The organism is Gemmatimonas sp., from assembly GCF_044345575.1.
In the GTDB taxonomy this organism is placed as follows: Bacteria; Gemmatimonadota; Gemmatimonadetes; order Gemmatimonadales; family Gemmatimonadaceae; genus Gemmatimonas.
This window is the reverse complement of the sequence record NZ_JBIJAW010000011.1, coordinates 1-26,785: the sequence shown is the minus strand read 5'-3', so window position 1 is coordinate 26,785 and position 26,785 is coordinate 1. Positions and strand designations below refer to the sequence as shown.

The 26,785-nt window shown below is 66.1% G+C and carries 24 protein-coding genes, 1 tRNA gene and 1 pseudogene; 18 read left to right on the top strand and 8 right to left on the bottom strand.

The genetic code is table 11. The annotated features are described in order from the left end of the window. The 18 genes from ACIQ6O_RS01745 to ACIQ6O_RS01660 form a co-directional block, all read left to right on the top strand. Positions 1-459 (top strand): tetraacyldisaccharide 4'-kinase (locus ACIQ6O_RS01745; protein ID WP_396206038.1); only part of this gene is annotated, 459 nt, incomplete at its 5' end. Between the two features lie 23 nt (positions 460-482). After that, positions 483-1,793, top strand: a complete 1,311-nt coding sequence (locus ACIQ6O_RS01740; RefSeq protein ID WP_396206037.1) for a Glu/Leu/Phe/Val dehydrogenase — start codon at positions 483-485, stop codon at positions 1,791-1,793. Positions 1,794-1,805: 12 nt separating this feature from the next. Further along, the gene (locus ACIQ6O_RS01735) at positions 1,806-2,270 is read left to right on the top strand and encodes a 23S rRNA (pseudouridine(1915)-N(3))-methyltransferase RlmH (protein ID WP_396206036.1); all 465 of its coding nucleotides are present in this window, start codon (positions 1,806-1,808) and stop codon (positions 2,268-2,270) included. Positions 2,271-2,303: 33 nt separating this feature from the next. Further along, the gene (gene bshC / locus ACIQ6O_RS01730; RefSeq protein ID WP_396206035.1) at positions 2,304-3,962 is read left to right on the top strand and encodes a bacillithiol biosynthesis BshC; all 1,659 of its coding nucleotides are present in this window, start codon (positions 2,304-2,306) and stop codon (positions 3,960-3,962) included. Positions 3,963-3,968: 6 nt separating this feature from the next. Beyond that, a complete protein-coding gene (gene murJ / locus ACIQ6O_RS01725) occupies positions 3,969-5,558 on the top strand; it encodes a murein biosynthesis integral membrane protein MurJ (protein WP_396206034.1) in 1,590 nt (529 codons plus the stop codon). Continuing rightward, positions 5,555-7,576, top strand: a complete 2,022-nt coding sequence (gene uvrC, locus ACIQ6O_RS01720; protein WP_396206033.1) for an excinuclease ABC subunit UvrC — start codon at positions 5,555-5,557, stop codon at positions 7,574-7,576. Before murJ ends, uvrC begins: the two co-directional genes overlap by 4 nt. Next, positions 7,573-8,718, top strand: a complete 1,146-nt coding sequence (locus ACIQ6O_RS01715) for a threonine synthase (RefSeq protein ID WP_396206031.1) — start codon at positions 7,573-7,575, stop codon at positions 8,716-8,718. Before uvrC ends, ACIQ6O_RS01715 begins: the two co-directional genes overlap by 4 nt. 171 nt (positions 8,719-8,889) lie before the next feature. Continuing rightward, positions 8,890-10,185: a DUF512 domain-containing protein gene (locus ACIQ6O_RS01710; protein WP_396206030.1), complete on the top strand. Its 1,296-nt coding sequence runs from the start codon at positions 8,890-8,892 to the stop codon at positions 10,183-10,185. A 9-nt stretch (positions 10,186-10,194) separates the two neighbouring features. Continuing rightward, positions 10,195-11,514: a ribosome biogenesis GTPase Der gene (gene der, locus ACIQ6O_RS01705; protein WP_396206029.1), complete on the top strand. Its 1,320-nt coding sequence runs from the start codon at positions 10,195-10,197 to the stop codon at positions 11,512-11,514. Next, positions 11,501-12,139 carry a glycerol-3-phosphate 1-O-acyltransferase PlsY gene (gene plsY, locus ACIQ6O_RS01700; RefSeq protein WP_396206028.1) on the top strand — a complete coding sequence of 213 codons (639 nt, stop codon included), beginning with the start codon at positions 11,501-11,503 and terminating at the stop codon, positions 12,137-12,139. The genes der and plsY overlap by 14 nt, the downstream gene beginning before the upstream one ends. 23 nt (positions 12,140-12,162) lie before the next feature. After that, on the top strand, positions 12,163-13,155 hold the full coding sequence (locus ACIQ6O_RS01695) for an NAD(P)H-dependent glycerol-3-phosphate dehydrogenase (RefSeq protein WP_396206042.1): 993 nt from the start codon (positions 12,163-12,165) through the stop codon (positions 13,153-13,155). Positions 13,156-13,157: 2 nt separating this feature from the next. Continuing rightward, complete coding sequence (locus tag ACIQ6O_RS01690; protein ID WP_396206027.1) at positions 13,158-13,523, top strand: MerR family transcriptional regulator; 366 nt, start codon at positions 13,158-13,160, stop codon at positions 13,521-13,523. 15 nt (positions 13,524-13,538) lie between these two features. Beyond that, positions 13,539-14,297: a 5'/3'-nucleotidase SurE gene (surE, locus tag ACIQ6O_RS01685; RefSeq protein ID WP_396206025.1), complete on the top strand. Its 759-nt coding sequence runs from the start codon at positions 13,539-13,541 to the stop codon at positions 14,295-14,297. Beyond that, positions 14,279-14,938, top strand: coding sequence for a protein-L-isoaspartate(D-aspartate) O-methyltransferase (locus tag ACIQ6O_RS01680; protein ID WP_396206041.1), 660 nt, complete (start codon positions 14,279-14,281; stop codon positions 14,936-14,938). The genes surE and ACIQ6O_RS01680 overlap by 19 nt, the downstream gene beginning before the upstream one ends. A 149-nt stretch (positions 14,939-15,087) precedes the next feature. Then, positions 15,088-16,164 carry a hypothetical protein gene (locus ACIQ6O_RS01675; RefSeq protein ID WP_396206024.1) on the top strand — a complete coding sequence of 359 codons (1,077 nt, stop codon included), beginning with the start codon at positions 15,088-15,090 and terminating at the stop codon, positions 16,162-16,164. Positions 16,165-16,227: 63 nt separating this feature from the next. After that, positions 16,228-16,797 (top strand): adenine phosphoribosyltransferase, encoded by a 570-nt coding sequence (locus ACIQ6O_RS01670; protein ID WP_396206023.1) that lies wholly within the window; start codon positions 16,228-16,230, stop codon positions 16,795-16,797. A gap of 54 nt (positions 16,798-16,851) precedes the next feature. Beyond that, positions 16,852-16,925, top strand: a tRNA-Arg gene (locus ACIQ6O_RS01665). 135 nt (positions 16,926-17,060) lie between these two features. After that, entirely contained in the window at positions 17,061-17,684 is a 624-nt protein-coding gene (locus ACIQ6O_RS01660; protein WP_396206022.1) for a tetratricopeptide repeat protein, read from the top strand. 428 nt (positions 17,685-18,112) lie between these two features. Here the strand turns inward: ACIQ6O_RS01660 and dapF are convergent, their stop codons facing one another. From dapF to ACIQ6O_RS01620, 8 genes and pseudogenes are all read right to left on the bottom strand, one after another. Continuing rightward, positions 18,113-18,940: a diaminopimelate epimerase gene (dapF, locus tag ACIQ6O_RS01655; RefSeq protein ID WP_396206040.1), complete on the bottom strand. Its 828-nt coding sequence runs from the start codon at positions 18,938-18,940 to the stop codon at positions 18,113-18,115. 35 nt (positions 18,941-18,975) lie between these two features. Then, complete coding sequence (locus ACIQ6O_RS01650; RefSeq protein ID WP_396206021.1) at positions 18,976-19,740, bottom strand: polyprenol monophosphomannose synthase; 765 nt, start codon at positions 19,738-19,740, stop codon at positions 18,976-18,978. Positions 19,741-19,915: 175 nt separating this feature from the next. Then, positions 19,916-20,875 (bottom strand): lysylphosphatidylglycerol synthase domain-containing protein, encoded by a 960-nt coding sequence (locus tag ACIQ6O_RS01645; RefSeq protein WP_396206020.1) that lies wholly within the window; start codon positions 20,873-20,875, stop codon positions 19,916-19,918. Further along, positions 20,872-22,095 carry a glycosyltransferase gene (locus ACIQ6O_RS01640; RefSeq protein WP_396206019.1) on the bottom strand — a complete coding sequence of 408 codons (1,224 nt, stop codon included), beginning with the start codon at positions 22,093-22,095 and terminating at the stop codon, positions 20,872-20,874. The genes ACIQ6O_RS01645 and ACIQ6O_RS01640 overlap by 4 nt, the downstream gene beginning before the upstream one ends. Positions 22,096-22,112: 17 nt before the next feature. Continuing rightward, a complete protein-coding gene (locus ACIQ6O_RS01635; RefSeq protein ID WP_396206018.1) occupies positions 22,113-23,117 on the bottom strand; it encodes a glycosyltransferase family 2 protein in 1,005 nt (334 codons plus the stop codon). A gap of 80 nt (positions 23,118-23,197) precedes the next feature. Next, complete coding sequence (rpoN, locus tag ACIQ6O_RS01630) at positions 23,198-24,694, bottom strand: RNA polymerase factor sigma-54 (RefSeq protein ID WP_396206017.1); 1,497 nt, start codon at positions 24,692-24,694, stop codon at positions 23,198-23,200. Continuing rightward, positions 24,691-25,524, bottom strand: coding sequence for an LPS export ABC transporter ATP-binding protein (lptB, locus tag ACIQ6O_RS01625; RefSeq protein WP_396206039.1), 834 nt, complete (start codon positions 25,522-25,524; stop codon positions 24,691-24,693). The genes rpoN and lptB overlap by 4 nt, the downstream gene beginning before the upstream one ends. Before the next feature lie 362 nt (positions 25,525-25,886). Continuing rightward, positions 25,887-26,785: pseudogene (locus ACIQ6O_RS01620) on the bottom strand (hypothetical protein); the annotation flags it as partial.

Below are 26,785 nucleotides of genomic sequence, written 5' to 3'. Positions count from 1 at the left end.
GCCGTGGCACGCGTGCAGCTCGTCCCGGGGAGTGTGCGTCGCGTGGTGCTCCGTGGACACGATACATCGACTGTTTCTGAAAACGCTCAGGAAGAGTACGACACGGGGTGGCTCGCCGGTCGTCGCCTTCTGCTCACGTCCGCGATTGCCGATGCCGATGCTTTTGAACGGCAGGTTGTCGCGCAGGGTGTGCAACTCGTCCGTCACGTACGCTTTTCGGACCATCACGACTATGGCGAGAGAGATGTGGCCACGCTGGTCTCGGAGAGCCGGCACACCGATGGCGTGCTCTGCACGCTCAAGGATGCGGTGAAGCTTGCCGCACGGTGGCCTCGCGAAGCCGTGCCCCTTTGGTATGTTTCTCAGACACTCGTGATTGATCGAGGCGCCGAGGTGCTGGAGCAGGAATGCCACCGGGTTCTGGCGGCGCGCGCAACCACGAATCCCACCACCGGTTGATCCGGTAAACAGACTCCCCGACAATGGCCCTCGACCTTCTGCGACTGCCGACGGACAGCATCGTTCGTCCGGACAAAGACCGGTTCCTCAACGAAGAGAATCCGTTCGAAGCGATGATGTCACGCTTCGACCGCGCCGCCGAACTGCTCGATCTCGAGCCCGGCATCTACAAGATCCTCCGCAATCCCGAGAAGCAGCTCATCGTGTCCGTTCCCGTGATGATGGATAACGGGGATGTGGAAGTGTTCACCGGCTATCGCGTCTTGTACAACACGTCGCGCGGTCCGGCGAAGGGCGGCATCCGTTTCGACATGAACGTGACGCTCGAAGAAGTGAAGGCGCTGGCGGCGTGGATGACCTGGAAGTGCGCCGTGGTGAACCTGCCGTTCGGCGGGGCCAAGGGCGGGGTGATCTGCGATCCGCTGTCCATGAGCGTGGGCGAACTCGAGCGCGTTACGCGCCGCTACACCAAGGGCATCATCTCGTTGCTCGGCCCGGACACCGATGTGCCGGCGCCGGACGTGAATACCAACGAGCGTGTCATGGCGTGGCTCATGGATACGTACTCCATGCATGTCGGCCGCACGGAGAATGCCGTCACGACCGGTAAGCCCGTCGAAATGGGCGGGTCGCTCGGCCGCAAGGAAGCCACGGGACGGGGCTGCATGCTCGTCACGAAGGAAGCGCTGCAGCACCTCGGCATGGACATCAAGGGGGCCACGGTGGCCGTGCAGGGCTTCGGCAACGTGGGTTCCATTGCGGCGAAGCTGATGGCGGAGCAGGGCGCACGCATCATCGGCATCAGCGATCGTGCCGGCGCGTTCCACAACGCGAAAGGCATCGATGTCGATGCGGCGATCAAGCATGTGCAGCAGCATCGGTCGCTCGAAGGCTTCACCGGCGCCGATCCGATCGATCCGGAAGAGTTGCTCACGCTCGAGGTCGATGTGCTGGTACCGGCCGCACTCGAGAACGTGATCACCACCAAGAACGCGCCGAAGATCCGCGCGAAGGTGATCTGCGAGGGGGCCAACGGCCCTACCACCGCGGCCGCCGATCCCATCCTCGACGAGAAGGGGATTTTCGTGATCCCCGACATTCTCGCCAACGCGGGCGGGGTGACGGTGTCCTACTTCGAGTGGGTGCAGGACCGTATGGGCTACTTCTGGAGCGAAGCCACGGTGAACGAGCGTCTGGGCGACATCATGACGCGCAGCTTCGCCGACGTGCTGCAGCTTTCGAAGCAGCATCGGGTGAACATGCGCACGGCGGCCTACATGCTGTCGATCAGCCGCGTGGCCACGGTGCATCGCCTGCGCGGCATCTACGCCTGATCGGTTCGCGCGGTGCGCGTATCGGTAGTCGTCATCGGCCGGCCTCGACATTCGGGGCTGGCCGATGCCATTCGGGACTATGAAACGCGAGCGGCGCGCTACTGGCCGCTCGATGTGATCGAGGTGAAGGAGGAGCCGGGGCGCGGCCTGCCGGGCGAACTCGTTCGGGAACGGGAGGGCGCGCGATTGGCCGAGCGGCTGCCGTCCGATGCCATCGTGGTGGCCTGCGATCCTGGGGGCACCGTGATGGATTCCGAGGCGTTCGCCCGCTGGTTGCAGGAGCAGCGAGATGCCGCGCGCAGTGTTTGCTTCGTGATCGGCGGGGCACATGGGCTTGGGGCGGCCGTCCGCGGGCGAGCTAATCGACGGCTCTCACTGGCGCCGTGGACGCTTCCGCATGAGGTTGCACGTTTGGTGCTCTCCGAGCAGTTGTATCGTGCTGGCACCATCAGCCGCGGTGAACCGTACCACAAGTGACCCTGCCGGTGCTTCGGCGGGGCGCTGTAACCCGTGACCTTTCGCGATGAACTGTCCGTGACGCTCACCCAGGTGGAATCGGTCGCCAGCCCGTCGTCGGGCGCCGACGACGCGCTGCAGGTCCGTCGCGTCCCGTTAGGCGGGAGCGCGTTCTCGCAGGCGCTGCAGGCGGGGGCCGTGGGCACCAATTGGTATGCGCCGCGTCCCCTGACACCAGAGGCGTGGGCCGCGCATGTGGCGGCCGTGCGCGAGAGCATGCCGCACCATGATTGGCTGACGACGCTGGCGCCGGCGTTCGCAGCCACTGGGGCGGCGGCGGAGCGACTCGCACAGGCTGCGGCGCGTGGGGTGGTCGTTACCACCGGGCAGCAGCCGGGACTTTTCGGTGGCCCGGCGTATACGTGGACGAAGGCACTGGGCGCGCTCGCTTTCGCCGACGAGTTGGAGCGGGCGGTGGGCGTGCCGGTTGCGCCCGTCTTCTGGGCCGCGAGCGACGATGCCGATTGGGTGGAAGCCGCGGTTACCCAGGTGGCCACGGCCCGTGGGTTGATGACCGCGTCGCTCCTCGGTCCTGCCACCGAGGGGATCGCGATGAGCGACGTCGTCCTCGGGCGTCTGGACGAAGCCCGCGCCATGCTGGCGGTCGCCTGCGGCTCGGCTGCGCACACATCGGTGCTCGACATCGTGGACGCGGCGTATGTGCCGCACGCCACCATTGGCGCGGCCTACGTGCAGTTGTTGCGCGCGATGCTGGAACCCTTGGGGATCGCCGTGCTCGACGCGGCGCAACCCGCCGTGCGAACGGCGGCCGATGCCTTTCTCCGCCAGGCGTTGAAGCAGGCGCCGGCCGTGCACGAGGCGCTGCGTGAACGCGCGCAGGACATCGAACGCGCCGGCCATGCGCCGCAGGTCGACGTAGTCGATGGTCTCTCGCTCGTTTTCCGCACGCGAACCGTCGATCGCCACGGCGCGGTAGTCCGTGTCCGGGAGCGGGTGCCGATTGCCGAAGCCGCCGGCGCAGCTCGCGAGGCGGAGCAGGGCGCGCTGGGCGCCAATGTATTGCTTCGGCCTGTGCTCGAGCGGCGTCTACTGCCGACGGCGTGTTACTTCGCGGGCCCCGGTGAGTTCGCCTACTTTGCGCAGGTGGAGCCGGTGGCGCGCGCGCTTGGCGCGGCGGTGCCGGTGGTGGCCCCGCGCTTCGCGTGTGAGGTCGTGGAGACCGAAATGATCGCGCGTCAGCAGCGGCTCGGTATTGCCGACGCCGATCTGCGCGACCCGCACGCGGCGGAACGTGTCGTGGCGCGCAGTCAACTCGACGAGACGGTTGCTGACAGCATGGAGCGGCTGCGGGTGGCGCTGGAGACGCAGGTTCGGGCCATCCGCGAGGTCGTCGGCGGTGATGACGCGCCGGTTGCGGAGGAGGTGGTGCAGGGGCTCGCGCGTGATCTCTCGCACCGCATCGATCGCTTCGAGCGACGGCTGCTGGCGGGAGTCAAGCGTCTCGAGCACGAGGCCATGCGTGATGTTGCGGCTGTGCGCGCCGCGTTGCGTCCCGACGGGAAGTCACCCGAGCGCGTGTTGAATCTCGTGCCGTTGCTGGCGCGGTACGGCACCGGACTGCTCGAACGCGTTCGTGAAGCGGCGGCGCCGCACGCGCGCGAACTCGTGGGCGGACCGCGCGAAGATTCGTGATCGCGCATGACTGAAGGAAGGGGCGGACGCGCCGCGTTCGTCGTCGCGGCCGGCATTCTCATCAGTCGGCTGGTCGGCTTGCTGCGCAACACCGCGTTCGCCTATTACTTCGGCGCCGGCGCGGCGTCCGACGCCTACAACGCGGCGTTTCGCATCCCCAACGCAGTGCGCAACCTGCTCGGTGAGGGCACGCTGTCGGCGGCGTTCGTCCCTGTGTACAGCCGACTGCTCGGCCGGAATGATGAGGCTGCGGCGCGCGCGCTGGCCAACGCGGTGTTGGGATTGCTGCTCGCGGCCGTGAGTGTGCTGACCCTTGTCGGGATCGCGACCGCGCCCTGGCTGACCGCCGCGCTGGCGGCGGGATTCGACGAACCCACGCGCGCGCTTACCACGCGACTGACACGGGTATTGTTCCCGATGACCGGCGTGATGGTGCTGAGTGGTTGGTGCCTCGGCATCCAGAACTCGCATCGTCGGTTCTTCTGGAGTTATGCGAGTGCTGCGATGTGGTCCATCGCCCAGATCGCGCTACTGCTCGTCGGCGGCCCTCGGGCTGCGGATGCCGAGCAACTGTCGGTGTGGCTTGCGTGGGCGACACTGGCCGGATCGTTGCTGCAGGTGGCCGCGCAGCTCCCTGAAGTCCTGCGGCTCGCGGGACCGCTCCGCCCCACGTTGTCGGCTGCCAATGATGGGGTGAAGCAGGTGCTCCGGAACGTCGCGCCCGTGGTCACCGCGTTGGGGGTGGTGCAGATCTCGGGGATGGTGGATCTACAGATCGCGTCGTTCCTTCCGGCCGGTGCCGCGACCAACATCACCTACGCCAATACGCTCGCGCTGCTGCCGGTGTCGCTCTTCGGTGTCTCGGTGGCCGCGGCCTCGTTGCCCGAGTTCTCGCGGGATTCCGGGGCGCTGGCGCTCGATGCCCTGCGGGAGAAGCTGCGTGGCGGCTGGCAGCGGATTCTGTTTTATGTGATTCCGAGTGCGGTCGTGTTCATCGTTCTCGGCGACTATTGCGTGGGCATGTTGTACCGTGCCGGTCGCTTTGGTGCCGATGAGCAGCGCGTGGTCCATACCGTACTGGCCGGTTACGCCGTGGGGCTGGTGAGCTTCGGATCGGTCAAGCTGCTCGGCTCGGCGTTCTATGCGATGCAGGATTATCGCACGCCGCTTCGGGCGTCGATGCTGAGCATCCTGGTGTCGGCTGTTGCTGCCGTGAGTATTGCGGTGCCGCTTCGTGATTCGCCCTACGCGACGGCTGGGATTGCCGTGGGGTCGGCCTTGGGGTCGTACATGAACCTCGTGGTGCTGGCGCGAGGGTTGAGGGAGCGGCTGGGGACGCTGTACACGCCCGCCATGTGGGAGGGCACCCGGCGTATCGTGCTGGCCGCAGGTGCGGCCGGGCTGGCCGGTGCGGCCGCGCGCGCTGTGCATCAGCACTGGGCGGCCGGCCTGCACGTGCGTCTGGCGGCGTTCCCCGTACTCGGGGTCTTCGCGGCGACGTATCTCGTGACGGCGTGGTGGATGGGATCGGCCGAGGCGGCGCGTTGGGTGCGGCGTCCGGTGCGTCGGCGTCGTGAGGGCGGGGGGGAACCATGAGCGCCGACGACGCGCGCCATGTGGAGACCACGGCGGCGCAGTCGATCGATGATCTGCCGGTGCCCGACGACGAGTGGACCCGCGCAGCTCTGGCGCGGGGAATGCCGCTCGCCGTGGCGCGGCGGTTACCCCACCTGCCGGAATCACCGGGCGTGTATCTCTGGAAGGACGCGGACGGTGCCGTGTTGTACGTGGGGAAGGCGAAACGGTTGCGGTCGCGGGTGCGCAGCTATTGGGCGCAGGATCACGAGACGAGCCCGAAGACGCGTGGCCTTCTCCGCAAGGTGCGCGATCTCGACACGATCGTGGTACCGAGTGAAGCCCATTCGCTCATTCTCGAAGCCACGCTGATCAAGGAGTACCGGCCGCGGTTCAATATCGCGCTGCGCGACGACAAGTCGTATCCGTACATCAAGGTCACACTACAGGAACCGTTTCCTCGCGTGATCGTGACCCGCCGGTTGCAGGAGGATGGGGCGCGCTACTTCGGGCCGTACACCGACGTGGGATCGATGCGTCGGGCCCTCAATGTGGTGAAGCGCATCTTCACCGTGCGCTCGTGTCACTATGCCCTCCCGCGCGAGGCGCCCGAGCGTCCCTGCCTCGATTACTTCATCAAGCGGTGCAAGGCGCCGTGCGTGGGGTATCAGAGTGCCGAGGATTACCGCGCCATGATCGACGAGGTGGTGTGGTTCCTCGAGGGGCGCACGAGTGACGTGATTCGCCATGTGCGCGAACGCATGCTCGAGGCGTCCGAACGACTCGACTTCGAACGGGCCGGCGAACTGCGCGATGCTTTGCGCCATCTCGAAAAGATGGAAGAGCCCACGGTGGTGCTCGAAGTGGAGGGCGGCGATCGCGACGTGGTGGGATACGCGCGAGATGGCGAAGACGCCTGCGTGGTCATCCTGCGCATTCGTGGTGGCAAGTTGCTCGCGCGTGATCATCGCCTCCTCGAACACGCGGAAGGCGAAGACGACGGGGCGGTGCTCGGGGCATCGCTCTCGCAGTGGTATCGCACGGCAGATGCCCGTGCTGCGGATCTGCTCGTCCCCTTCGAGTTCGACGACCGAGAAACGCTCGAGGCGTCGCTGGAGGGGACGCGTATCCGTGTGCCCCAGCGCGGTCCGCGTCGCGCGCTCGTGGACCTCGCCGACAAGAATGCCCAGCACCTGCTCGAGGAGTTCAAGCTTGCCTCGCTCGAGGCGGACGAGCGGGCGGCCGATCCGGTTTACGAGCTGCAGCGCGAACTCGGACTGCCGCGGCTGCCGCGGTCGCTGGTGTGCTTCGATATCTCGCATGCGCAGGGCACCGACGTGGTCGCGAGTGCCGTGTGGTTCGAGAACGCGCGCCCCAAGCGGAGCGAGTACCGCAAGTTCAAGATCCAGATCTTCGAGGGGAACGATGACTTCCGCTCGATGCACGAGGTGGTCACGCGGTTCTTTCGTCGGCGGTTGGATGAGGAGAAGCCGCTCCCCGATCTGGCCGTCATCGACGGCGGCAAGGGGCAGCTGGGCGCCGCGCGAGAGGCCCTCGATGCCCTCGGGGTGACGCAGATCGGGCTCATAAGCTTGGCGAAAAAGGAGGAAGAGATCTTCCTCCCCGGACGTAGCGAGTCGGTGCGCTTGCCACGTCGGTCGCCGGCATTGCGCATGCTGCAGCAGGCGCGCGACGAGGCGCATCGCTTCGCCGTGTCGTTTCAGCGACAGAAGCGCGCGGCGCGTACCATCACATCAGAGTTGCTCAGGATTCCGGGGATCGGCCCCAACAAGCGGCGGGCGCTGCTTCACGTGTTTGGCAGTGTGCAGGGCGTGAAGGAGGCGTCGGTCGAAGCGATCGCCCAGGTTCCGGGATTCGGCGAAACGTCGGCGCGGAAAGTCCTGGCCTCACTCGGGGTCGAGGCGCTACCGTCTTCCGGCTCTGCTGTAGCCGTATCGCCTGATTCCGAAGTCCCGTTGTCCGAATCGCCGGTGCCCCCACCGGTTTCCCTCCCGTCCTCGCCCGAACCCTACGCATGACGACTGCCTCCTGGACCCTTCGCTGTTCAGCGTGCGATACCGAAGCTGCCATTGAACGGGCTTCGCTGTGCACTGCGTGCGGCCAGCCACTCTTCGCCCGCTATCAGCCGGTCCCCTCGGGGACCCCGCTCGCGCCGCGCTGGGACATGTGGCGCTACGCGCCGTTCATGCCGCTGTTGGCGGGTGAGGCGCCGGTCTCACTCGGCGAGGGGCTCACGCCGCTCATCGAGTCGACATCGCTGGCCGCCGCGGTGGGGGTGCGCAAGCTGTTCATCAAGGATGAGGCGCAGAACCCCACCGGCTCGTTCAAGGCCCGCGGCATGAGTGCGGCCGTGACGCGCGCAAAGGCGGCAGGGGTCCCTGGTATCGTGGTGCCAACGGCCGGCAATGCGGGCGCGGCGCTCGCGGCGTACGGTGCCGCGGCCGGCCTAAAGGTGCGCGTCTACGCGCCGCGCACGACGCCGCGCCCGATTCTCGATACCATCGAGGCCTTTGGGGCGGAGCTCATCCGCATCGACGGGCACATCGGCGACGCGGGCAAGCTCTCGCTCGCGTATGCGGCCGAGTCGGGCTTCTTTGCCATTTCCACGCTCCGCGAGCCGTACCGCGTGGAGGGGATGAAGACGATGGGCTTCGAACTCGCCGAGCAGTTCGGTTGGCGGGTGCCTGATGTGGTGGTGTATCCCACGGGTGGTGGCGAAGGCACCGTGGGCATCTGGAAGGCGCTGCAGGAGCTGTCGGCCGGCGGCTGGCTCTCCGGCGAGCGGGTGCAACCGCAGTACGTGGTCGCCCAGGCGGCGGGGTGTGCGCCGATCGCGCGCGCCTTTGATGCCGGGGCGGAGAAGGCGGAGCCGTGGGTGGATCCGGTGACGTACGCCAGCGGGCTGCGCGTCCCCTCCCCGTTAGGGGATCGGTTGGTGCTGCGCATCCTGCGGGAGACCAATGGTGTTGCCGCCACAGCCAGCGAAGAAGCGATCCGTGAGTGGACGTACCGTCTGGCGACGGCCACCGGGATCGACGCTGCCCCGGAAGATGGCTGCGCGCTGGCAGTGTTGCGCGATGCCGTGGCGGCCGGTCGCGTGAAGGCGGACGCCGAGGTCGTGGTCTTCAATACGGGGAGCGGCGCGTCGTATCGGGCGTGACCCGCGCGTGCTCAGGTGGCGTGTTTCGAACGACCGAAGTCCATGAATTTGATTGACTTCCGACCTCACGCCTCTTAGTATTTCTCAGGTGGGCGGCGACGCATCCGTTGCCGCCCGTCTGAGTTATCGGGGGAGGGCCACCGGGCCGCTTCCCCGTTTTCGTCCCGGGTCATGGTTCGCGTCACGCTTGTCGAACCGGGGACCATTGCCGACCAGGTCGGCATCGTCCCCGGCACCGAACTCCTCGCCGTCAACGAACGGCCGTTGGAGGACTTCCTCGATTGGGAGTTCCTGACGGCCGACGAGTCGTTTGTGGTAGCGGCGCGACTGCCCGATGGCAGTGAAGTGGAGTACGAGATCGAGCGCGAGCCGGGCGACTCCATGGGGGTGGAGCTGGCGCCGCCGACGGTGCGCCGCTGCGCGAACCGCTGCGAGTTCTGCTTCATCGAGGGGCTACCCAAAGGGCTGCGCAAGGGGCTGTACATCCGCGACGATGACTACCGCCTGTCGTTCGCGTACGGCAACTTCGCCACGCTCTCGAACGTGAAGGAGCGCGACATTGCGCGCATCCTCGAGTATCGCCTGTCCCCGCTCTACGTGTCGGTGCACGCCACCCCGTGGGAGGCGCGCAAGGTGCTGCTCAACAACCCGCGCGTGCCGAACATCCTCGAGCAGCTCACGCGGCTGGCCGAGGGGGGCATCCAGTTCCATTGCCAGATGGTGATCGTGCCCGGGCTCAATGACGGCGAGGTGCTCGAGCAGTCGCTCACCGATCTGTGGAATCTCGACGAGGCCGTCCTGTCGGTGGCGCTCGTGCCGGTGGGGGTGACACAGTTCTCCCATCTGTATACGGGCAAGCCCATGGACGAGACCGCAGCGGGCACGCTGCTCGACGCGGTGCACCGATGGGAGGAGCGGGCGCTCGAGGAGCGCGGCGATCGTTGGGTGTTCGGTTCCGACGAGCTGTACCTGCTGGCCGGCGAGGCGCTCCCCGATGAGGAGCACTACGGCGAGTTCTCGCAGATCGAGAACGGCGTGGGGGCGGTCACCTCGCTGCGCGCCCGCGTGCGCGACGGGCTGTCGCAGTTGCCGCGTCTCGACGGCCGCCGCATCGGTGTGGTCACCGGCACCTCCATGGCCCCCCTCATGCCGGAGCTGCTCGCGCAGCTGACCGAGGCTACGGGGGCCGAGTTCGTTCTGATTCCCACAGAAAACTCGCTGTTCGGTCCGACCACCACGACGGCCGGACTCCTGGTAGGGGCCGACATCCGCCGTGCCCTGAGTGATCGCACCGATCTCGACATGGCGCTCATTCCGGCAGAGTGCATCAACGACAACGGGCTCTTTCTTGACGAAGAGCAGTTCATCGCCGTACGCGAGGCGCTGCCCATGCCCGTCTATCCCTCGTACGACTTCATTGACGCGCTCGTGCCCGAAGGGGATGCGGCGGTCGTTCCCGCTGCCTGATTCCCAGTTATGAGCCTGCCCGTCGTCGCCATCGTTGGACGCCCCAATGTGGGCAAGTCACACCTCTTCAACCGCATCATCGGCGAGGCCACGGCCATCGTGAGCGATGAGGCCGGGACCACGCGCGATCGTCATTTCGGCGAAGCCGAGTGGGCGGGGCATTCGTTCTGGCTCGTCGACACCGGTGGGCTGGTCGAGGACTCAAACCTGCCCATGGACGTGGCGATCCGCCGGCAGGTCATGGAGGCGATCGAGGAAGCCGACCTCATGCTCTTCGTGTGCGACGCCAAAGTCGGTGTGCATCCGAGCGACGCGCGCATCATGGATCTGCTGCGCAATTCGCAGAAACCGTGGCTCATGGTGGCCAATAAGGTCGACAATCCCGAGAGCACCGACTTCTACGAGTTCTACCGGCTCGGTGTGACCGACGTGTATCCGGTGTCGGCCAGCAACGGCAAGGGATCCGGCGATCTGCTCGATGCGGTGGTCAACGCCATCCCCGAGACCAACGAAGAGCGCCCCGAAGCCATCCGCGTGGCGGTCATCGGCCGCCCCAACGTCGGCAAGTCGAGCTTCGTGAACCGGCTGCTCGGCGAAGATCGCCTCGTGGTGAGCGACATGTCGGGCACCACGCGCGACGCGATCGATGCGCCGATGCGCTACAAGGAGACCGACCTCATCTTCGTCGACACGGCCGGCTTGCGCCGCCAGTCGAAGATCGATGACGGCGTGGAGTTCTACTCGTCGCTGCGCACCCGCCGGGCCATCGATTCGTCTGACGTGTGCGTGCTCATGATCGACGCCACGGAAGGGTTGCAGAATCAGGATCTCAAGATCGCGACCATGGCGTGGGAAGCGGGACGCGGCCTTATCCTCGTGATCAACAAGTGGGACCTGTACGAGGACAAGACCGACAAGAGTGCCGACAAGTTCCGCAAGGAATCCGTGGAGAAGGCGCCGTACTTCAAGTTCGTGCCGTTCCTCTTCACCAGCGCAGTAACCGGGCAGCGCGTCACCAAGGCGCTCGACCTCGTGCTCGAGGTGCAGGAGCAGCGCACGCGTCGCATTACGACGTCGCAGGTGAACGATGCGCTCGAGGAGATGGTCGCGCGTCGTCAGCCGCCGCAGGCGGCGGGGCGTGAGGTGAAGCTGAACTACGCGACGCAGGTGGAAATCGAGCCGCCCACGATTGCCGTGTTCGGTAATCACCCGGAAGCCATTCCCGAGCACTACATCCGCTTCCTGCACAACGGGTTCCGGGAAAAGTGGGGTTTCACCGGTTCGCCGCTGCGCATCATTCTGCGAAGAAAGAATAGTGACCGGACTTGATCTCCCGCTTTGGACGCTCGGCGTGGCCTACCTCGCCGGGTCGTTTCCCACAGCCTACCTCGTCGGCAAGGCCAACGGTGTCGATCTGCGCACCGTTGGCTCCGGCAATCTGGGCGCCACCAACGTGTTCCGGACACTTGGCTGGAAGTGGGGGCTGCTGGTCTATCTCGTCGATGGACTGAAGGGATTGCTGCCGACGGCGCTGCTCCCCGGCATCGTCGGTGTCGAGGGCGGGTGGCCGTGGGGCGTGGCACTCGGTGTGCTGGCCATCGTCGGCCACGTGAAGCCCATCTTCCTGATGGGGAAGGGGGGCGGGAAGGGCGTGGCCACCGCGAGCGGCGTCTTCTTCGCGCTGGCGCCGGTGGCCGGTGCCAGCGCCATGGCGGCCTTCGCGGTGACGGTGGCGCTGACGCGCTACGTGTCGCTCGGTTCGCTCATAGGCGCCGTGGTGTTGCCGGTCGCCATGATGGTGCAGGCGCGCGCCGTGACGCCGCTCAGCATCGTCGGTATTGTGATTGCGGCGTTCGTGTTCTACACGCATCGTGAGAACATCGGTCGACTCATGCGCGGTAACGAACGAAAGATCGGCGGCGATAAGCCGGCACAGGCAGGAGGGGCGGCGTGACTCCGACGACTCAGGCGGCACCGTTGCGTTGCGCCGTGATTGGCGGCGGGGCGTGGGGCACGGCTATCGCCGATCGGTTGGCGCGCAACGGACACGACACGGTGCTATGGGCGCGCGAGGCCGACGTGGTCGAGGCCGTGAATACGCGCCATGAGAATCCGCGATTCCTCGCGAACATTCCTTTGGCGCCATCGCTCGTCGCCGAAGGCGATATGGCCACGGCACTGCGCGGCGCCACGCTTGTGGTGTACGCCGCCCCATCGCATGTGCTGCGTCCGGTCGTCGCCAGCTGTGCGCAGCACATCGCCGCAGGCACCGTATTGTCGGTGGCTACCAAGGGCATCGAACGCGAGACTCTCGCGCTGATGACCGACGTCGTGGCGGAGGCGGCGCCGGGGCACCCGGTTGTTGCGGTAAGCGGACCGAGCTTCGCCGCTGAGGTGGCGATGGGGCAGCCGACGGCGGTGGTCGCCGCGTGCGCCGATCACGCGGCGGCCAAGCTCGTGCAGGCGGCCATGAGCGCGTCGGCCTTCCGCGTGTACACCAGCGACGATGTGGTCGGCGTGGAGTTGGGCGGGGCGCTCAAGAACGTGATGGCGGTGGCGACGGGGATTCTCGATGGGCTCGGGATGGGCTTCAATCCGCGAGCGGCGCTCATCACACGTGGCCTCGCGGAAATGACCAGACTGGGGGTGGCACTTGGTGCCAAGCCCGACACCTTCGCGGGGCTCGCGGGTCTGGGCGATCTCGTGCTCACGTGCACCGGGGCTCTCTCGCGCAATCGTGCCGTGGGCGTGGCTATCGGGCAGGGGCAGACGCTCGACGAGGCCCTGGCGGGGAAGGACAGCGTGGCCGAGGGGGTGCTGAACACGCAGAGCGCGAAAGCACTGGCCGACAAGATGGGCGTGGAAATGCCCATCGTGGACGCCACCCATCGCATCCTGTTCGATGGTTGCGCCCCGCGTGATGCGGTGGCCGAACTGATGGCCCGTGAACTTCGTCCGGAGCGCGACTGACGATGGCCGCCGCGCGTGGTGAACTCGTGCAGGAGTTCTACTCCATCGGTGACGTGTGTTCGCTCACCGAGCTCAAGCCGCACGTGCTCCGGTATTGGGAGAGTCAGTTCAAGCTGCTCAATCCGGCCAAGAATCGCAGCGGCAATCGCGTCTACTCGCGGCGCGAAGTGGAACTGATTTTGCTCGTGAAGCATCTGCTCTACACCGAGAAGTACACGATCGACGGGGCGCGCCAGAAGCTCGATGAGCATCGCAAGGGAGGCTCCCTCCGTCCGGCGGCGCGTGCCGCGTTGGAAGTGGAAGCTCTCGAAAGCATCGAGCGCGAACTCGCCGAATTGCAGGCGTTGCTCGACGACACCACACGCTGACATTCCTACTCATCCATGCGCCTCCTTCTCAGCAACGACGACGGCATTCTCGCCAAGGGGCTCAGCGTTCTCGAGCAGGCCGTCACGCCGCTCGGCGACATCCATGTGGTGGCTCCCGATCGGGAGCAGAGTGCCACCAGCCACTCCCTTACGCTGCATCATCCACTGCGCCCCGTGCGTCTCGGTGAGAAGCGCTGGCAGGTGGATGGTACGCCCACGGACTGCGTAATGCTGGCGTGTGAGGCGCTGCTCGACGTGCGCCCGGACTTCGTGCTGAGCGGGATCAATCACGGTCCCAACATGGGTGAGGACGTGCTTTACAGCGGCACCGTGGCCGCTGCCATGGAAGGGCTGGCCCTGGGGATTCCGGCCATCGCCCTCTCCTTTGCCGGGAGTCTGCTGCGCGCCGATGCGATGCTTGAGACGCAGGTTCCGCAGATCCGCTCGCTCGTGTCACATCTCATGCAGCTCAAGACGTTTCCGCGCGATACGCTGCTCAACGTGAACCTGCCGGCCGTACCGGGCCCCGAGATCAAGGGCGTCCGTCTGACGCGTTTGGGCCGGCGCGTGTTCAGTGACTCGATCACGAAGATGAAGGATCCGTGGGGGCGTGAGATCCTGTGGATCGGCGGCGGCAGTGTCGAATGGAGCGGACCGGAGGATTCCGACTTCCGCGCCGTGCACGACGGCTACATCTCGGTCACGCCGCTCCATCTCGATCTCACCCATCGCGACATCCTCAACACGGCGACGGACTGGTGGCAAGCCCCGTAGAGCCCGAGTTCCGGGGCGCCCGCCGCCGGCTCGTGGAGGCGCTGCAGGACAAGGGCATCAAGGACCTCGCCCTCCTGCGCGCCATCGACAGCGTACCGCGTCATCTGTTCGTTCCGCCCACGGTCCGCCATCGCGCCTATGAGGATTCGGCACTGCCTATCGGCAGCGGGCAGACAATTTCGCAGCCCTATGTGCACGCGCGCGCGGTCGAGCAGCTCATGCTCACCGGGCGCGAGAAGGTGCTCGAAATCGGCACTGGGTCGGCGTACCAGACGGCCCTGTTGGCGCAACTCGCCGCGCAGGTGTTCTCCGTGGAGCGCTATCGTGACCTGCTCGATCGCGCGCGGGGCATGCTGCAGCAGGCCAACGCGCGGAACGTGTCGCTCTCGCTTGGCGATGGCACGTTGGGCTGGCGCGAGTACGCCCCCTATGACGGTATCGTGGTGAGCGCGGGGGCCCCGCATGTGCCGCCGGCGCTCGAGGAGCAGTTGGCAGAGGGAGGGCGCCTGCTCATTCCCATCGGTGACAAGGACGACCAGATGCTCACGCTGTACATCAAGCGGGGCGGGCAGTTGGAGCGGCGTGACATCACCCCCGTCCGCTTCGTCCCTTTGATTGGAGCGCAGGGCTGGCCTGGATAATCCGGCGGGGAGACCGCGGTACTCCTCATCCGGAATTGCGCACCGTCTGACGGTCGTTCAATTTCGCCCTCGAAACACGAAGGTTTCGGTTGGCGCCCGCGTCGAGTGTTCGTCGAGTCGCATATCGCGCACCACTGTCCCCACCAGCAATGTCCGCTCCCTCCTTTGCGCCGTCGCCTTCCGCTGCTGCGCCGACTATCCGGGTGATTCCGCCGTACGCGGGACCGGTGTACGGTGCGGGGGAGACGCGCGCGGCCGTGCGGGTGGGACCGTTCGTGCCGCTCGCGCAGCGGCCGGCCGCTGAGCCGCGACCGGAAGCCGAGCCGCTTCCGAGCGTCGTCGGCGCGAAGGTCGCGCCGGAAATGGGAGGCGAGGCGATGGCGGTGCCGGTGAGCATTCCGCCCTATCGACCATTACGGCGGACCCCCATCGCGTCGCCGGTGATTCGCCCACCCCTCTACATTCCTCCTGTCGCGACGCCCGCTGGCGAGGAGATCGTGGCGGACGAGGGGGTGGTCGAGCCGCAGCTCATCCACGTGGCTGAAGTCCACCTCCCGTGGATTGACGCGTTCCTCGCGAGTACGCCGGCGTTGCCGATGGCGGCGCTGACTGATGGAACCGAGGCCGAGGTTGAGGCGGAGCTTGAGGCGGAGGCTGAGGCCGAGGTTGAGGCCGTCGCGTCGGTTTCTCCGCTGATCCCCTCCCGGTCGGACGTGGAGATCGTGGAGGCGCCACCGGTTACGGTGGATGAGTGGCCGCTGGATGAAGCCGCGGCGGAGTTCCGCGCGCTGCGAACGGCCTTGGACGAGCAGGGGGCCCGCGACGGATCCCCTGACGGGAACGGTGACGCCGTCGACTCCGTCGTCTTCGCTCCCCTCTCCGAGTGGCGGGACGACGATCTGATGGACATCATGCCCATCAGGCATTCGGGGCACACGCCACTCGAGAATGGCGCTATCAGTACGGAGAGCGACCAGTGGGCCGAGCGCGCCCACGCGGCGCAGGACGAGGCCCAGCGGCTCCGCAGCGTGGCGTTGACGCGGTCGGCACCGGAGGAGCTCCCCGCGGTGGAGTCGACGGCGGAAGAGGCGGCGCACGCGCTGGAATTGCTGGCGCGTCGTGTTCGCGCGGGCGAGCTCACACTTCCGTCGTATGACCCGCGGATGGGCGAACCGGCAGCGCTCGTCGCGGCGCTCGCGGCCTTGCTCGGCGTCAAGCTGCGCTAAGCGGCGGCGCGTACCGGCGAGCGCCCGAGTCCGTTCGCGGCGATTCCTTGATAAGTTGCGGGTATGACGCTGCCCACTCCCACTGACGACCTGCGCGTGCGTGTTGCCCAGGCGTTGCGCGATGTTCCGGACTTTCCGAAGCCCGGGATCCTGTTCAAGGACATCACCCCCGTGCTCGCCGATCCGCTGCTGATGCGTGAGGTGGTGACGGCGATGTGCGCGCCGTTCCGCGATGCCGGCATCACCCATGTGGTCGCTGTGGAGAGTCGGGGCTTCCTGTTCGGCATGCCGATGGCGCTGGAACTCGGTATTGCCTTTGCGCCGGCGCGTAAACCGGGGAAGCTGCCGTGGCACACGGTGCGCGAGGAATACTCCCTGGAGTATCGGAGCGACGTGCTCGAAATGCACGAGGACGCGCTGGCACTCGGGGGCGCTGTGGCGGCGCGCGGACGCCCGCGCGTGCTGGTCGTAGACGACGTGTTGGCCACCGGGGGCACCGCTGCGGCGACCTGCCGTCTGGTCGAGCGGCTTGGGGGAGAGGTGCAGGGGGTCGCGGTGCTGGTCGAGCTCGGGTTCCTCGGGGGGCGATCCCTGATGCCCGGCCGCGAGGTGTCGGCGATCCTGACGTTCTGATCGAATTTTTGTATAGTTAGGCGCTCCGTCGCGCGTCGTGACGCCGATTATTCCGCCCCCGTAGCTCAGTTGGATAGAGCAGCAGTTTCCTAAACTGTTGGTCGGAGGTTCGAATCCTCTCGGGGGCACTTTGGGGGTGAGGCGGGTGCCTTGCCGCGGCGCAATACGCTATGTTATCGGGCTGTAGTCCGCACCCCACCTTTCACCGTTGGCATATCCGCATGGCGCAGTCGACCCGTAACGCAGCAGGCTCTTCGGCCTCCTTGAGCGACGATCCGATCGAGTCGGTCACCACCTGGTTCCAGGTGAACAGCAAGCCGATTCTGATGGCGGTGGGCGCCGTGGCCGCAACCGCGGCGGCGGTCATGCTGTACCGGAGCAGCACGGCGTCGACCCGCGAGAAGGCGTCGACGGCACTTTATGAGGCGCAGACGCCGTACGTGCAGGGGAAACTGCCGGAGGCTGAGAAGGCGCTGGGCAACGTGGCCACCCGTTACGCCAGCACCGCCGCTGGCCAACAGGCCGCCGTGCTGCTCGCGCAGGTACTCTTCGACCAGAACAAGATCGACGACGGCCTTAAGGCGCTCGAGAAGGCGCTGGGCAGCAGCTCGGCTGAATTCAAGCCGACCATCGAAGCGTTGATCGCCTCGGGGTACGAGCAGAAGAAGGACTTCGTGAAGGCGGCTGAGCACTACGCGAAGGCCGCCTCGGCCTCGCAGTTCAAATCGGACAAGTACAGCCATCAGGCGAGCCAGGCGCGGAGCCTGGCAACGGCCGGCAAGACCGCGGACGCGCTCAAGATCTGGGAAGATCTCGCCAAGCTCGACGGTGAGCCGATCCAGCAGGAAGCGAACGTACGCGTCGGCGAACTGGTCGCCAAGAAGTAATCACCGCGGTTGTTTCTGGCGGTCGATTCTACACGAAGCCGGGCGGTAATCCCACAGGGATCCGCCCGGTTTTTTGCATGTGCGGCGAGATACGCCAGTGATGGAGCAGTATAGGGCTCCCATAAGGCCAGCTGGGTGGCTTCCATATCGGGATAATATGCATATAATACATGTTATGTAAACTTATGCTGGTGGATAACTGTGGGAAACCTTGTGGTAGAATTCCGGCCGGCATGTGGGAAGAGTCTGTAAGTCTCTGTGTAATATAGACTTGAGCTGAAGCCGGTGAGGTGGTTCGTGGCCACACGGTCACGAAATCAGTTTCTGTCCACCTGTCCACATTCAATCAGGCGATATTCCCATGGCATTGGGTACCAAAGAAAAACGGCGCCAATTGGGCGCCGTTCTTGAGGCAATTTGACCGCGATTCAGAGGTCGCCGGTGACCCCGCGGAACACCACGCGCCCTTCGCCGCGGAGCGTGGGCCGGTAGCCGCCCGCCCCGGATTCCGCAGCCAGCGGACGCAGGCGAACCTCGAGATTCCGGCCCGAACTCGACACGATGGTCACCAGTTCGTCTGTGGTCAGCCCCCAGGTGCGCAGCAGGACCGCGGTCGCCACGGCGCCCGTTCCGCAGGCCAATGTCTCGCCTTCCACGCCCCGCTCGAACGTACGATAGCGCCACCGGCCGTCCGGAAGCCGAGAGACCCAGTTCACGTTGGCGCCCGTGGCTCCGGTTTCCGGATGCCAGCGCAGCCGCGGGCCGCGCCCCGCCACGTCCACCTGCTCGGCGTCGTCGCACAGGATCACCGCGTGTGGAATACCGGCGATCGCAAAGCCCAGTCGATGTTCGCCGGAAACCGGGGCAATCGCGATGTCCGGACGAATGTCCGTAACCGGCTGAAAATCGATTTCCGGCAAGGTTGGGGTACCGTGCTCGCCGCTGAGCCGGCTCGTAATGAGCCCCGCCCCGGTGCTCAGGCGCATGCCGGATGCGGCCGCCATGCCGAGCTGGACCGACAGCGCGGTCGAACACAAGGTGGCGTTCCCGCAGAGATCCGCCGCCGTCCCGTCCTGATTGTAGAAGTGGATGATGACATCGGCCGTGCCCGTGACCGGCTCGAGAACCACCATGCCGTCAGATCCTATGCCGTTGTACCTGTTGCAGATACGACGTATCGCCTCAGGTTGTGTCACACGTTCGAGGGGAACTTCACGGCCGTCGAAGAACACGAAGTCGTTCCCCGAACCGGTCATCTTCGTGAACGGTAGTCCGCTGAGTGTCTGGTTCATCAGTAGCGACCGGTAATGCCCCACCAGCGGAGGCGCCACACCATCCAGATGGCTTCCCGTACGATGCGCTTCGACATCTTCGACTCCCCTTCTGTGCGGTCATGGAACACGATCGGGATCTCCGCGATGCGGAAACCGCGCTTCCAGGCCCGGAAACTCATTTCGATCTGGAAGGCGTACCCGTTGGAGCGCACCTGATCGAGAGGAATGGCCGCCAGGGCCTCGCGTCGGAAACACTTGAAGCCACCTGTCGCGTCGCCGAGGCGAAGTCCTGTAATGGCACGGGCATAGATGTTGGCACCGTACGACAGGATGAGGCGCGTCATGGGCCAGTTCACCACGGTCACCTTCCCATCGCGATATCGCGACCCGAGCACGATATCCGCATCGTGGATGGCTGCGAGGAACTCTGGCAGATGATTCGGATCGTGCGAGAAGTCGGCGTCCATCTCGAAGATGTACGCGTAGTCGCGGTCCAGCGCCCAGCGGAAACCGGCGAGGTACGCCTTGCCGAGCCCTTCCTTTCCAGCGCGGTGCAGCACGTGCACCCGCGAATCGGCTGCGGCCAGCTCGTCGGCGAGCCGACCGGTCCCGTCGGGGGAGTTGTCGTCGACCACCAGCACGTCGAGCCGCGGATCCTGCTCGAGGATGCGCGGGACGATTCTGGTGACGTTCTCGCTTTCGTTGTAGGTCGGCACGATGACCACGCCGCGTTCGCCGAACGCGAGTGATCCCCGAGCCGGGGTTTGCATACGAGTCATCATGCGACAGGCTGTCGACGGTCAACGGGCGCAACAGGGAGCGCGCCACGGGCACTCGCCGACAGGTCAACTCCGCTCAGAGTGAGGTGGACACGGCCCCCCGCCGCATACGGCGTTCGGCTGTCGGCGAAACATAGTCGCACCTGGTAGCCCGATGCGTCTTGGGCGTGTGCTTTTTTCACCGCGACGTCCCTTGGGACAGATCGGCCCGGTCTTTCGGGGTCATGAGCAGCAGGCCGATGAGCCCGGGCAGCACCTCCAGCACGGTCAACCAGATACGGGATGTGGCGCCGAGTACCGCGGCATCCCCCTGCCCCGCGGCGCCGCCGGCGACCAGGAGTGCACTGAGCGCCAGTTCGCGGAACCCGATGCCGCCGGGGGCGAAAAGCGCTAGAAAGCCGACCAGATAGCTAGCGGCGTACACCGCGATGTACACGGTTATGTTGGGGGTAAGCGGCAGGACTCCGCGCGCGAAGCACGCGAACGCGACTCCGTAGCCCACCCAGGCCAGCGAGTTGAGCAGGGCTGCGCTCCAGACATCGCGGTTTCGCAGATGTTGCTCGGCCAAGGGGAGGCCGCGCCATCGGGCAAAGCGATCGAGCACCAGAGGGAGTAGGAACGGCAGCATTAGCACGCCGAGCACGAAGATGACGGCGGTTACCAACGAGACGCGCTGCAGGCCGGGCGATACCGCATCGAGTAGAGGACCGCCGAAGATCACCGAGACGCCGAAGCCGGCGCCAATGTTGAGTAGGGTCCCAAGAACCGAGGCGCCGGCTGCCGCCACCCCGGAGACGCCGGCGCGCGACGACAGCACGCCGAGCGCCGTGATCGACCACACCTTCCCGGGGAGATAGCGGCCGAGGTTCGCGACCGTCCAGATCTGGGCCGCCTTACCGTACGGCAGATGGCCACCCCATCCGGCGAGTAGCATCCGCCAGCTTTGGATGAGCATGGCGTAGGTCGCCAACACGAGTCCGCTGGCGGCAAGCACCCACGGCCAGCGGATGTCGAGCGAGCGCACCGATTGCTCGACCTCGGTCCACTGGCGCGACAGCCCCCAGGCGATGAAGCCGAAGGTGATCGCCAGCAAGAGCCAGCGTACCAGCGGCTTGCGCAGGACGGACACCAGGCTCACGGGGCCGCCATCGCTGACGGCCGAGCGCGTACGGCGAGCTCGTACAGGACGCCGTAATGGGTCGCAGCCGCGTCCGGCGTGAACCGCTGCAGCATGTCGGTACGGGCGAGGGCGCCGAGCTGCGCAATTGTCTCCGCGGATCCCGTGACACGTGCGATCGCCTCGGCTAGCGCCTGCACGTCGCCGCACGGCACGAGGGTTCCGCCATGGTTCGGGCGTACCACATCGACCAGCCCACCGTCTGCGTACGCCACGACGGGCGTGGCGCATAACTGGGCCTCGACGGCCACCAGCCCCAGCCCCTCACCGCGCGACGGCATGACCACCGCGCGGGCGCTGCGGTACAACGCCACGAGCGCCGCCTGCGGGAGCATGCCGCGCCACGTGATCCGGTGCGCGACGCCCAGATCCTCGGCAAGCGCCTCGAGCATCGATCGTTCCGGGCCATCGCCCACCACCACGAGCGTCTGTTCCTTGAGCAGCGGCGAGGCCATGGCCCGCAGCAGGTCTGCCAGCCCCTTTTGTGCGTTCAGGCGACCCACGAACAGCAGTCCGCGCCGAACGATGTCAGTAGACTCCGTCACGGTGGCACCGAAATGCCGGACGTCCACCGGCATCGGTGCCACGTGCACCTGGGCATCGGGGGCGAGACGGTGCGCCATGTCGGCCAGCCAGCTCGAGACGGCTGTTCGCACAGAGGTTTCGCCGAGGACCGCCCGGAGCACCGGATGCACGACCGGTTTCTTCTCGGCCAGCCGAACATCCGAACCGTGCATGGTGAGCACGCGGGGCGGATCGCCGGAACGCCACATTCTCAGCAGCGCGAGTCCCGAAGGAAACCACCAGTGGACATGCACCACATCGTACGGATTGCCGGCGCGACGCGCGTCATCGAGGCAGCGGCGCACGTGACGGCGCGTGGCGACCAGCAGTTGCAGTAGTGCCATGCGGCCGCTCCACGAGCCAGCGACCGCTTCCGCCATCGTACCCGTATAGGCGAGTGTCATGCGGGCGTCGCTCGCGTACCGGACGCGATCAATCGTCACGCCTTCGAGCTGCCCGGTTTCGGACAATCCCGCGGCTCCCGGCGCGACTATATGCACACGGACGCCCTGCTGCTGGAGGGCGACGGCGAGCCGGAGAACGAAGGACCCCGCCGCATCGCCCTCGTACCGCGGCACGTTGTGCGTGACGAAGAGCACCCGAGGCGCGGGAGACACGCGAGCGGGCGTGAACGTCAGGCGTGTTCGCGCGCGTCGTCGCGCGTCGTCCCCTGGTCGGCAGCGTCCATCTGCATGGCGGTGAGCTCGCCAAGTTCGCGGCGCATCTCGCGCACTTCGGAACGCTGCTGGGCGATCTGCTCTCCGAGCAGACCGGTCGCGAAGAAGATGGAGCCGAGCACCAGGCACGTCTGGATCACGGTCCACACCCAGCGCTGCCCCTGCCCCGTCACCACCAGCCACGATAGCGCACCGAGCCCGGCCAAGACACCGATCGCGAACAGCGCAGCGCCGAGCATGCCGAACGCCAGCAGCGGCTTCTGGCCAAAGCGCAGCTCGAACCACACGGCCAGCATGTCGAGCACCCCGATCGGGATACGCGACAGGCCGAATTTGGACCGGCCGGAGTGGCGGGCGTAGAGGGGAATCGGCACCTCGGTCACCGTGAAGCCCTGCGCCGCCGCCATCACGATCATGTAGCGATGGAAATCGGGGCGCATGGGGAGCGCCGCCATGATTTCGCGCCGGTAGGCCTTCACGTTGTTGAGATCGCGCACCGGGACATGGAAGAGCGACCGGCTCAGCCCGTTATAGATGCGGGACACGAACGCCTTCTCGTACTTGCCCTGCTTGAAACCGGTGACCATGTCCGACTCGCCAGCCAGAATGGGCCCAACCAAGCTCGGAATGTCCTCCGGCTTGAACTGCAGGTCGGCCGGATAGAATACCAGCACCTGGCCACGCGCGTGCAGGTAGCCGGTGCGCAACGCTTCGGCGATTCCGCGCTGCGCGCGGTGCCGCACCGGGTGCAGGAAGGGGTACTGTGTACGGAGTTCCTGAAGAAGCGCCCAGCTGCCGTCGGTGGACCCGTCATCGACCACCACCACTTCATAGCTCGCCTGCTGCGCGCGGACCATGTCGGCGCACAGTTCGATGAACAGCGCGAGGTTACCGGCTTCGTCCTTGGCGGGAACGAGCACACTGACGTCCACGGCCGGTCGATCGGCAGGACGCGTAGCCACGGAATGGGGACGAGTGCTCACAGCCATACGGAGAGGGCGAAATCAACGAGCGGAATCGTACGGAGCAACGTACTCCCGGCTCACACGCGTTTGCGCATGCGGGCGGGAAGCACGCCGAGCTGGTCACGGTACTTGGCGACGGTGCGCCGCGCAATCTGGACGCCGGTTTGCTGCAGGATCTCCACGATCGCCTGATCGGTGAGCGGGTTTTTGGGATCCTCGCCGGCTACGAGTTTCTCGATCTGATCCTTGATGCCGCGTGCCGAGACGTCATCGCCGTCAGCCGTTGAGAGTCCCGACGAGAAAAAGAACTTCAGGGGGAGCACCCCACGCGGGGTCTGAACGAACTTCTCGTTGGTGACACGGCTTACCGTGGACTCGTGCATGCCGACGGCCTCGGCCACCTCGCGCAAGGTGAGCGGCCTGAGGGCCTGGACGCCACGCTCGAAAAACTCGCGTTGGCGATCGACGATGTAGTGCATGACCTTCAGCATCGTCTGGCGCCGCTGTTCGATGGCCTGAATCATCCAGTTCGCCGAATTCAGCTTGCTGGCGATGAAGTCCTTGCTTTCGGCGTCGAAACGCTTCTTGTCGCGCGCGATCTCCTGATACGTGCGTGACAGCTTGAGGCGGGGGAGATTGCCGTCGTTCAGAAAGATGTGGTAGTACCCATCGATCTTTTCGACGACGAGGTCGGGAATGATGTAGTTGTCGCTGCCTGCGCTGAAGCGCAGCCCCGGCTTGGGATCGAGCTTCGCGATGTCGTCGGCCGCCCCCTGCACGTCCTGCGCGCTGATGCCGAAGCGTTTCGACAACTCACTCCAGCGATGCGCGATGAGCTCCTCGAACGCCTCCTCGACGAGCCGGTACGCCAACGCGTCGCGCTGCCCTGCCGCGCGCAACTGCAGCAGCAGGCACTCTCGCAGATCCCGCGCCCCCACGCCCGGGGGATCGAGATCCTGTACGATCTGCAGCATGGCGAGCATTTCGGCGTCGGAGAAGACCGGCACGTCGGCGTCGATGTCCCGCTCTTCTGCTTCGCGCTCGAGCAGCTCGTTCACACCACGCTGGATCTCATCGAGGGGGCACGCCAGATAGCCGTCGTCGTTGATGTTGCCAACGAACTCATCCGCCAGGAATGCCTGCCGCGGCGACAGGTCGAGCAGCGAGAGCTGCTCCGTGAGATGGTCGGACAGATCCTTCGTGTCGACCGTGACGGGCTCGTACCATTCGCGTTCTTCATGCTCTTCGCGCTGCCCACCCGTCTCGAACCCGTCGAGGAGGACGGCCTCCCAGTCGACTTCGTCATCGCCGGACTTCTCCGGTTCCGGCTCCGCTGACGTTTCGGGTTCCGTCAGATCCTGCGCCTCGGACGCGGTATCCTCGGCATCCGGCGCATCGTCGTCCTCTTCGTCCGGTTCAACGAGCTCGAGGAAGGGATTCGTCAGCAGTTCCTGCTTGAGGTGCTGCTGCAGATCGAGGAGCGGCATGTACAACAGGTCCATCGCCTGATACAGGCGCGGATTGACCTTGAGCTCCTGCCGGAGTCCCGCGTTCTGCTGCAGCCCGGTCTTCATTGCGCTCGGACCCCTTCGTCTGCTTCCGCGAAGCGGGCGCGGAGTCGGGCCGACAGCGTCGGTCCGAGGTAGATCTCCGCCACCGTATCATCGAAGACCAGTTCACGAACGGTCCCGGATACCTTCACGACACCGTCGTACATGATGTACGCGCGGTCGACGATGTCGAGCGTCTGCTCTACGTTGTGGTCACTGATGAGCACGCCGATCCCACGATGGCGGAGCCCGGCCACGATCTGCTGGATATCGTGCACCGCGATGGGATCGACGCCGGCGAACGGTTCGTCAAGCATCATGAACTTCGGTTGCGTCACGAGCGCGCGCGTGATCTCGAGGCGGCGACGCTCGCCTCCCGAGAGTTGGTACGCACGGCTGTTGCGCAGATGCTTGATGCTCAGTTCGTCGAGTAGCATTTCAAGTCGTTCCTTCCGTTCCGCCGCCGAGAGGTCGAGCGTTTCGAGGATCGCCAGAATGTTCTGCTCGACGGTGAGTTTGCGGAAGATCGACGGCTCTTGCGAGAGGTAGCCGATTCCCTGACGCGCCCGTTCGTACATCGGGGTCTTGGTGATCTCGGCACCGTCGAGCTTGATGGCGCCGGTCTGGGGGGCGATGAGGCCGACCAGCATGTAGAACGTGGTCGTCTTGCCAGCGCCATTCGGGCCCAGCAGTCCGACGATCTCGCCTTGCGCCACTCGCACCGACACGTCGTTCACGACTCGTCGACCGCGATAGATCTTGACCAACTTGTCGGCCGACAGGACCGAGGCGTTGGTGAGGGGGGCCGACTCCGACGGGGAGCTCGCAGCCCGATGCTCGCCCGTGGAGCGCATCGCTCGCGCGAGATCGGCCCGCACCTCGTCGATGGCGGCCCATATCGCGGGAACGACCTGCACGGTGGCTTCCGCAGCATCGCTCGCCGCGAGCGGCTCGATCACGCCCCCGGCGGCCAGCCGCGGCAGGAGTGCCGCCAACAAGTGGCCGCGCACCTCGTCTGGAGCGAGTGGCCGGCCATCACTGTTCCCCTCGATGTAGCGCCGGGTCACGAGCGTGAGCGGCACGGCGCCGGTCATGTCGCCCCCCTCCAGGATGGCCCCCATCACGATGGCCAGCGAACGATCGCCGTGTACGGCGCGCTCCACCATCGACACGGCGTCGGTGGCGGTGGCAGGCGTACGGGGCGCGAACGATTCGGTCATGGACGACGACGGGAGTCTGCGGGAGAGAGAACGGCGAGCGGCTGTGGCTCCGGGGACGACGGCGGCGGACGACGGGGCGGTCGAGCCGGGGGCGTTCCCGAAGGTGGCGCGCCTCCCTGCCCTCGGCGATTGGCCGGCCGGGCGGGGAGGGTATCTGCAAGACTGTCGGGCGCCGGTTCGAGATACACACCCGACGCTGCGGAATCTACGCGCACGTCACGTACGGCACCCGTGTCGAAATTGACGAAAATGCGCACCCCGCGCACATAGTTGATCGACGGCGGCGTCTGCCGCCCCTTGGCACTCGCGATGTGGAATAGCGAACTGGCGTTCCCGAGCGCCCTGATCTCCTTCACCTTGGGTCCGGCATTCGTGTCGGCCTTGGCAGTCGTATTGAGCCCTGTCGTCTCGGGCTTCGCGGTATCGCCTGCCGTGCTGTCAAAGAAGGCGAAGATGCTGTCACCACGCAGAACGTCCTTGTCCGTCGTCGTGATCTTGAGCGAGTCGGGGCTGCCGAGCGCCATGGCGTCCCCGACGGCCCGTACTTCCCGCACCTGCTTGGCGGCGAGGCGGATGCGCATGGAGTCGGCCACGACATCCTGCTGGGGCGTCGTCGCTTTCGCGCGACCGGCTCCGAACGCGAACGCTTCCTCGAGCTCTTGGTCCTTGAGGCGGACGTCGATGACCTCCGCCGTGAGCACCAGATCGGTGCGCGTGGCCACCGACTTGTGGCGCGCCACCACGCGCTCGAGCTTACGGGCTTTGCTGAACATGTCGATGGTATCACCCACCAGCGTGAACTTCTGCGCGGTGTCGCGGTTCACGATGCGGGCTCCGCGCACGAGACGGGATTTCTCGGTCACCTTGTCGAATGCGGCCGAATCGGACCGGGCGC

Bases quoted from the DNA above. Each gene is read 5' to 3' on its own strand.
- ACIQ6O_RS01670 (WP_396206023.1), top strand. From the start codon at position 16,228: ATGACGCTGCCCACTCCCACTGACGACCTGCGCGTGCGTGTTGCCCAG.
- surE (WP_396206025.1), top strand. From the start codon at position 13,539: ATGCGCCTCCTTCTCAGCAACGACGACGGCATTCTCGCCAAGGGGCTC.
- ACIQ6O_RS01740 (WP_396206037.1), top strand. From the start codon at position 483: ATGGCCCTCGACCTTCTGCGACTGCCGACGGACAGCATCGTTCGTCCG.
- rpoN (WP_396206017.1), bottom strand. From the start codon at position 24,694: ATGAAGACCGGGCTGCAGCAGAACGCGGGACTCCGGCAGGAGCTCAAG.
- ACIQ6O_RS01710 (WP_396206030.1), top strand. From the start codon at position 8,890: ATGGTTCGCGTCACGCTTGTCGAACCGGGGACCATTGCCGACCAGGTC.
- ACIQ6O_RS01715 (WP_396206031.1), top strand. From the start codon at position 7,573: ATGACGACTGCCTCCTGGACCCTTCGCTGTTCAGCGTGCGATACCGAA.
- uvrC (WP_396206033.1), top strand. From the start codon at position 5,555: ATGAGCGCCGACGACGCGCGCCATGTGGAGACCACGGCGGCGCAGTCG.
- ACIQ6O_RS01690 (WP_396206027.1), top strand. From the start codon at position 13,158: ATGGCCGCCGCGCGTGGTGAACTCGTGCAGGAGTTCTACTCCATCGGT.
- der (WP_396206029.1), top strand. From the start codon at position 10,195: ATGAGCCTGCCCGTCGTCGCCATCGTTGGACGCCCCAATGTGGGCAAG.
- ACIQ6O_RS01650 (WP_396206021.1), bottom strand. From the start codon at position 19,740: ATGATGACTCGTATGCAAACCCCGGCTCGGGGATCACTCGCGTTCGGC.
- dapF (WP_396206040.1), bottom strand. From the start codon at position 18,940: ATGACCGGTTCGGGGAACGACTTCGTGTTCTTCGACGGCCGTGAAGTT.
- ACIQ6O_RS01675 (WP_396206024.1), top strand. From the start codon at position 15,088: ATGTCCGCTCCCTCCTTTGCGCCGTCGCCTTCCGCTGCTGCGCCGACT.
- lptB (WP_396206039.1), bottom strand. From the start codon at position 25,524: ATGCGCTCCACGGGCGAGCATCGGGCTGCGAGCTCCCCGTCGGAGTCG.
- murJ (WP_396206034.1), top strand. From the start codon at position 3,969: ATGACTGAAGGAAGGGGCGGACGCGCCGCGTTCGTCGTCGCGGCCGGC.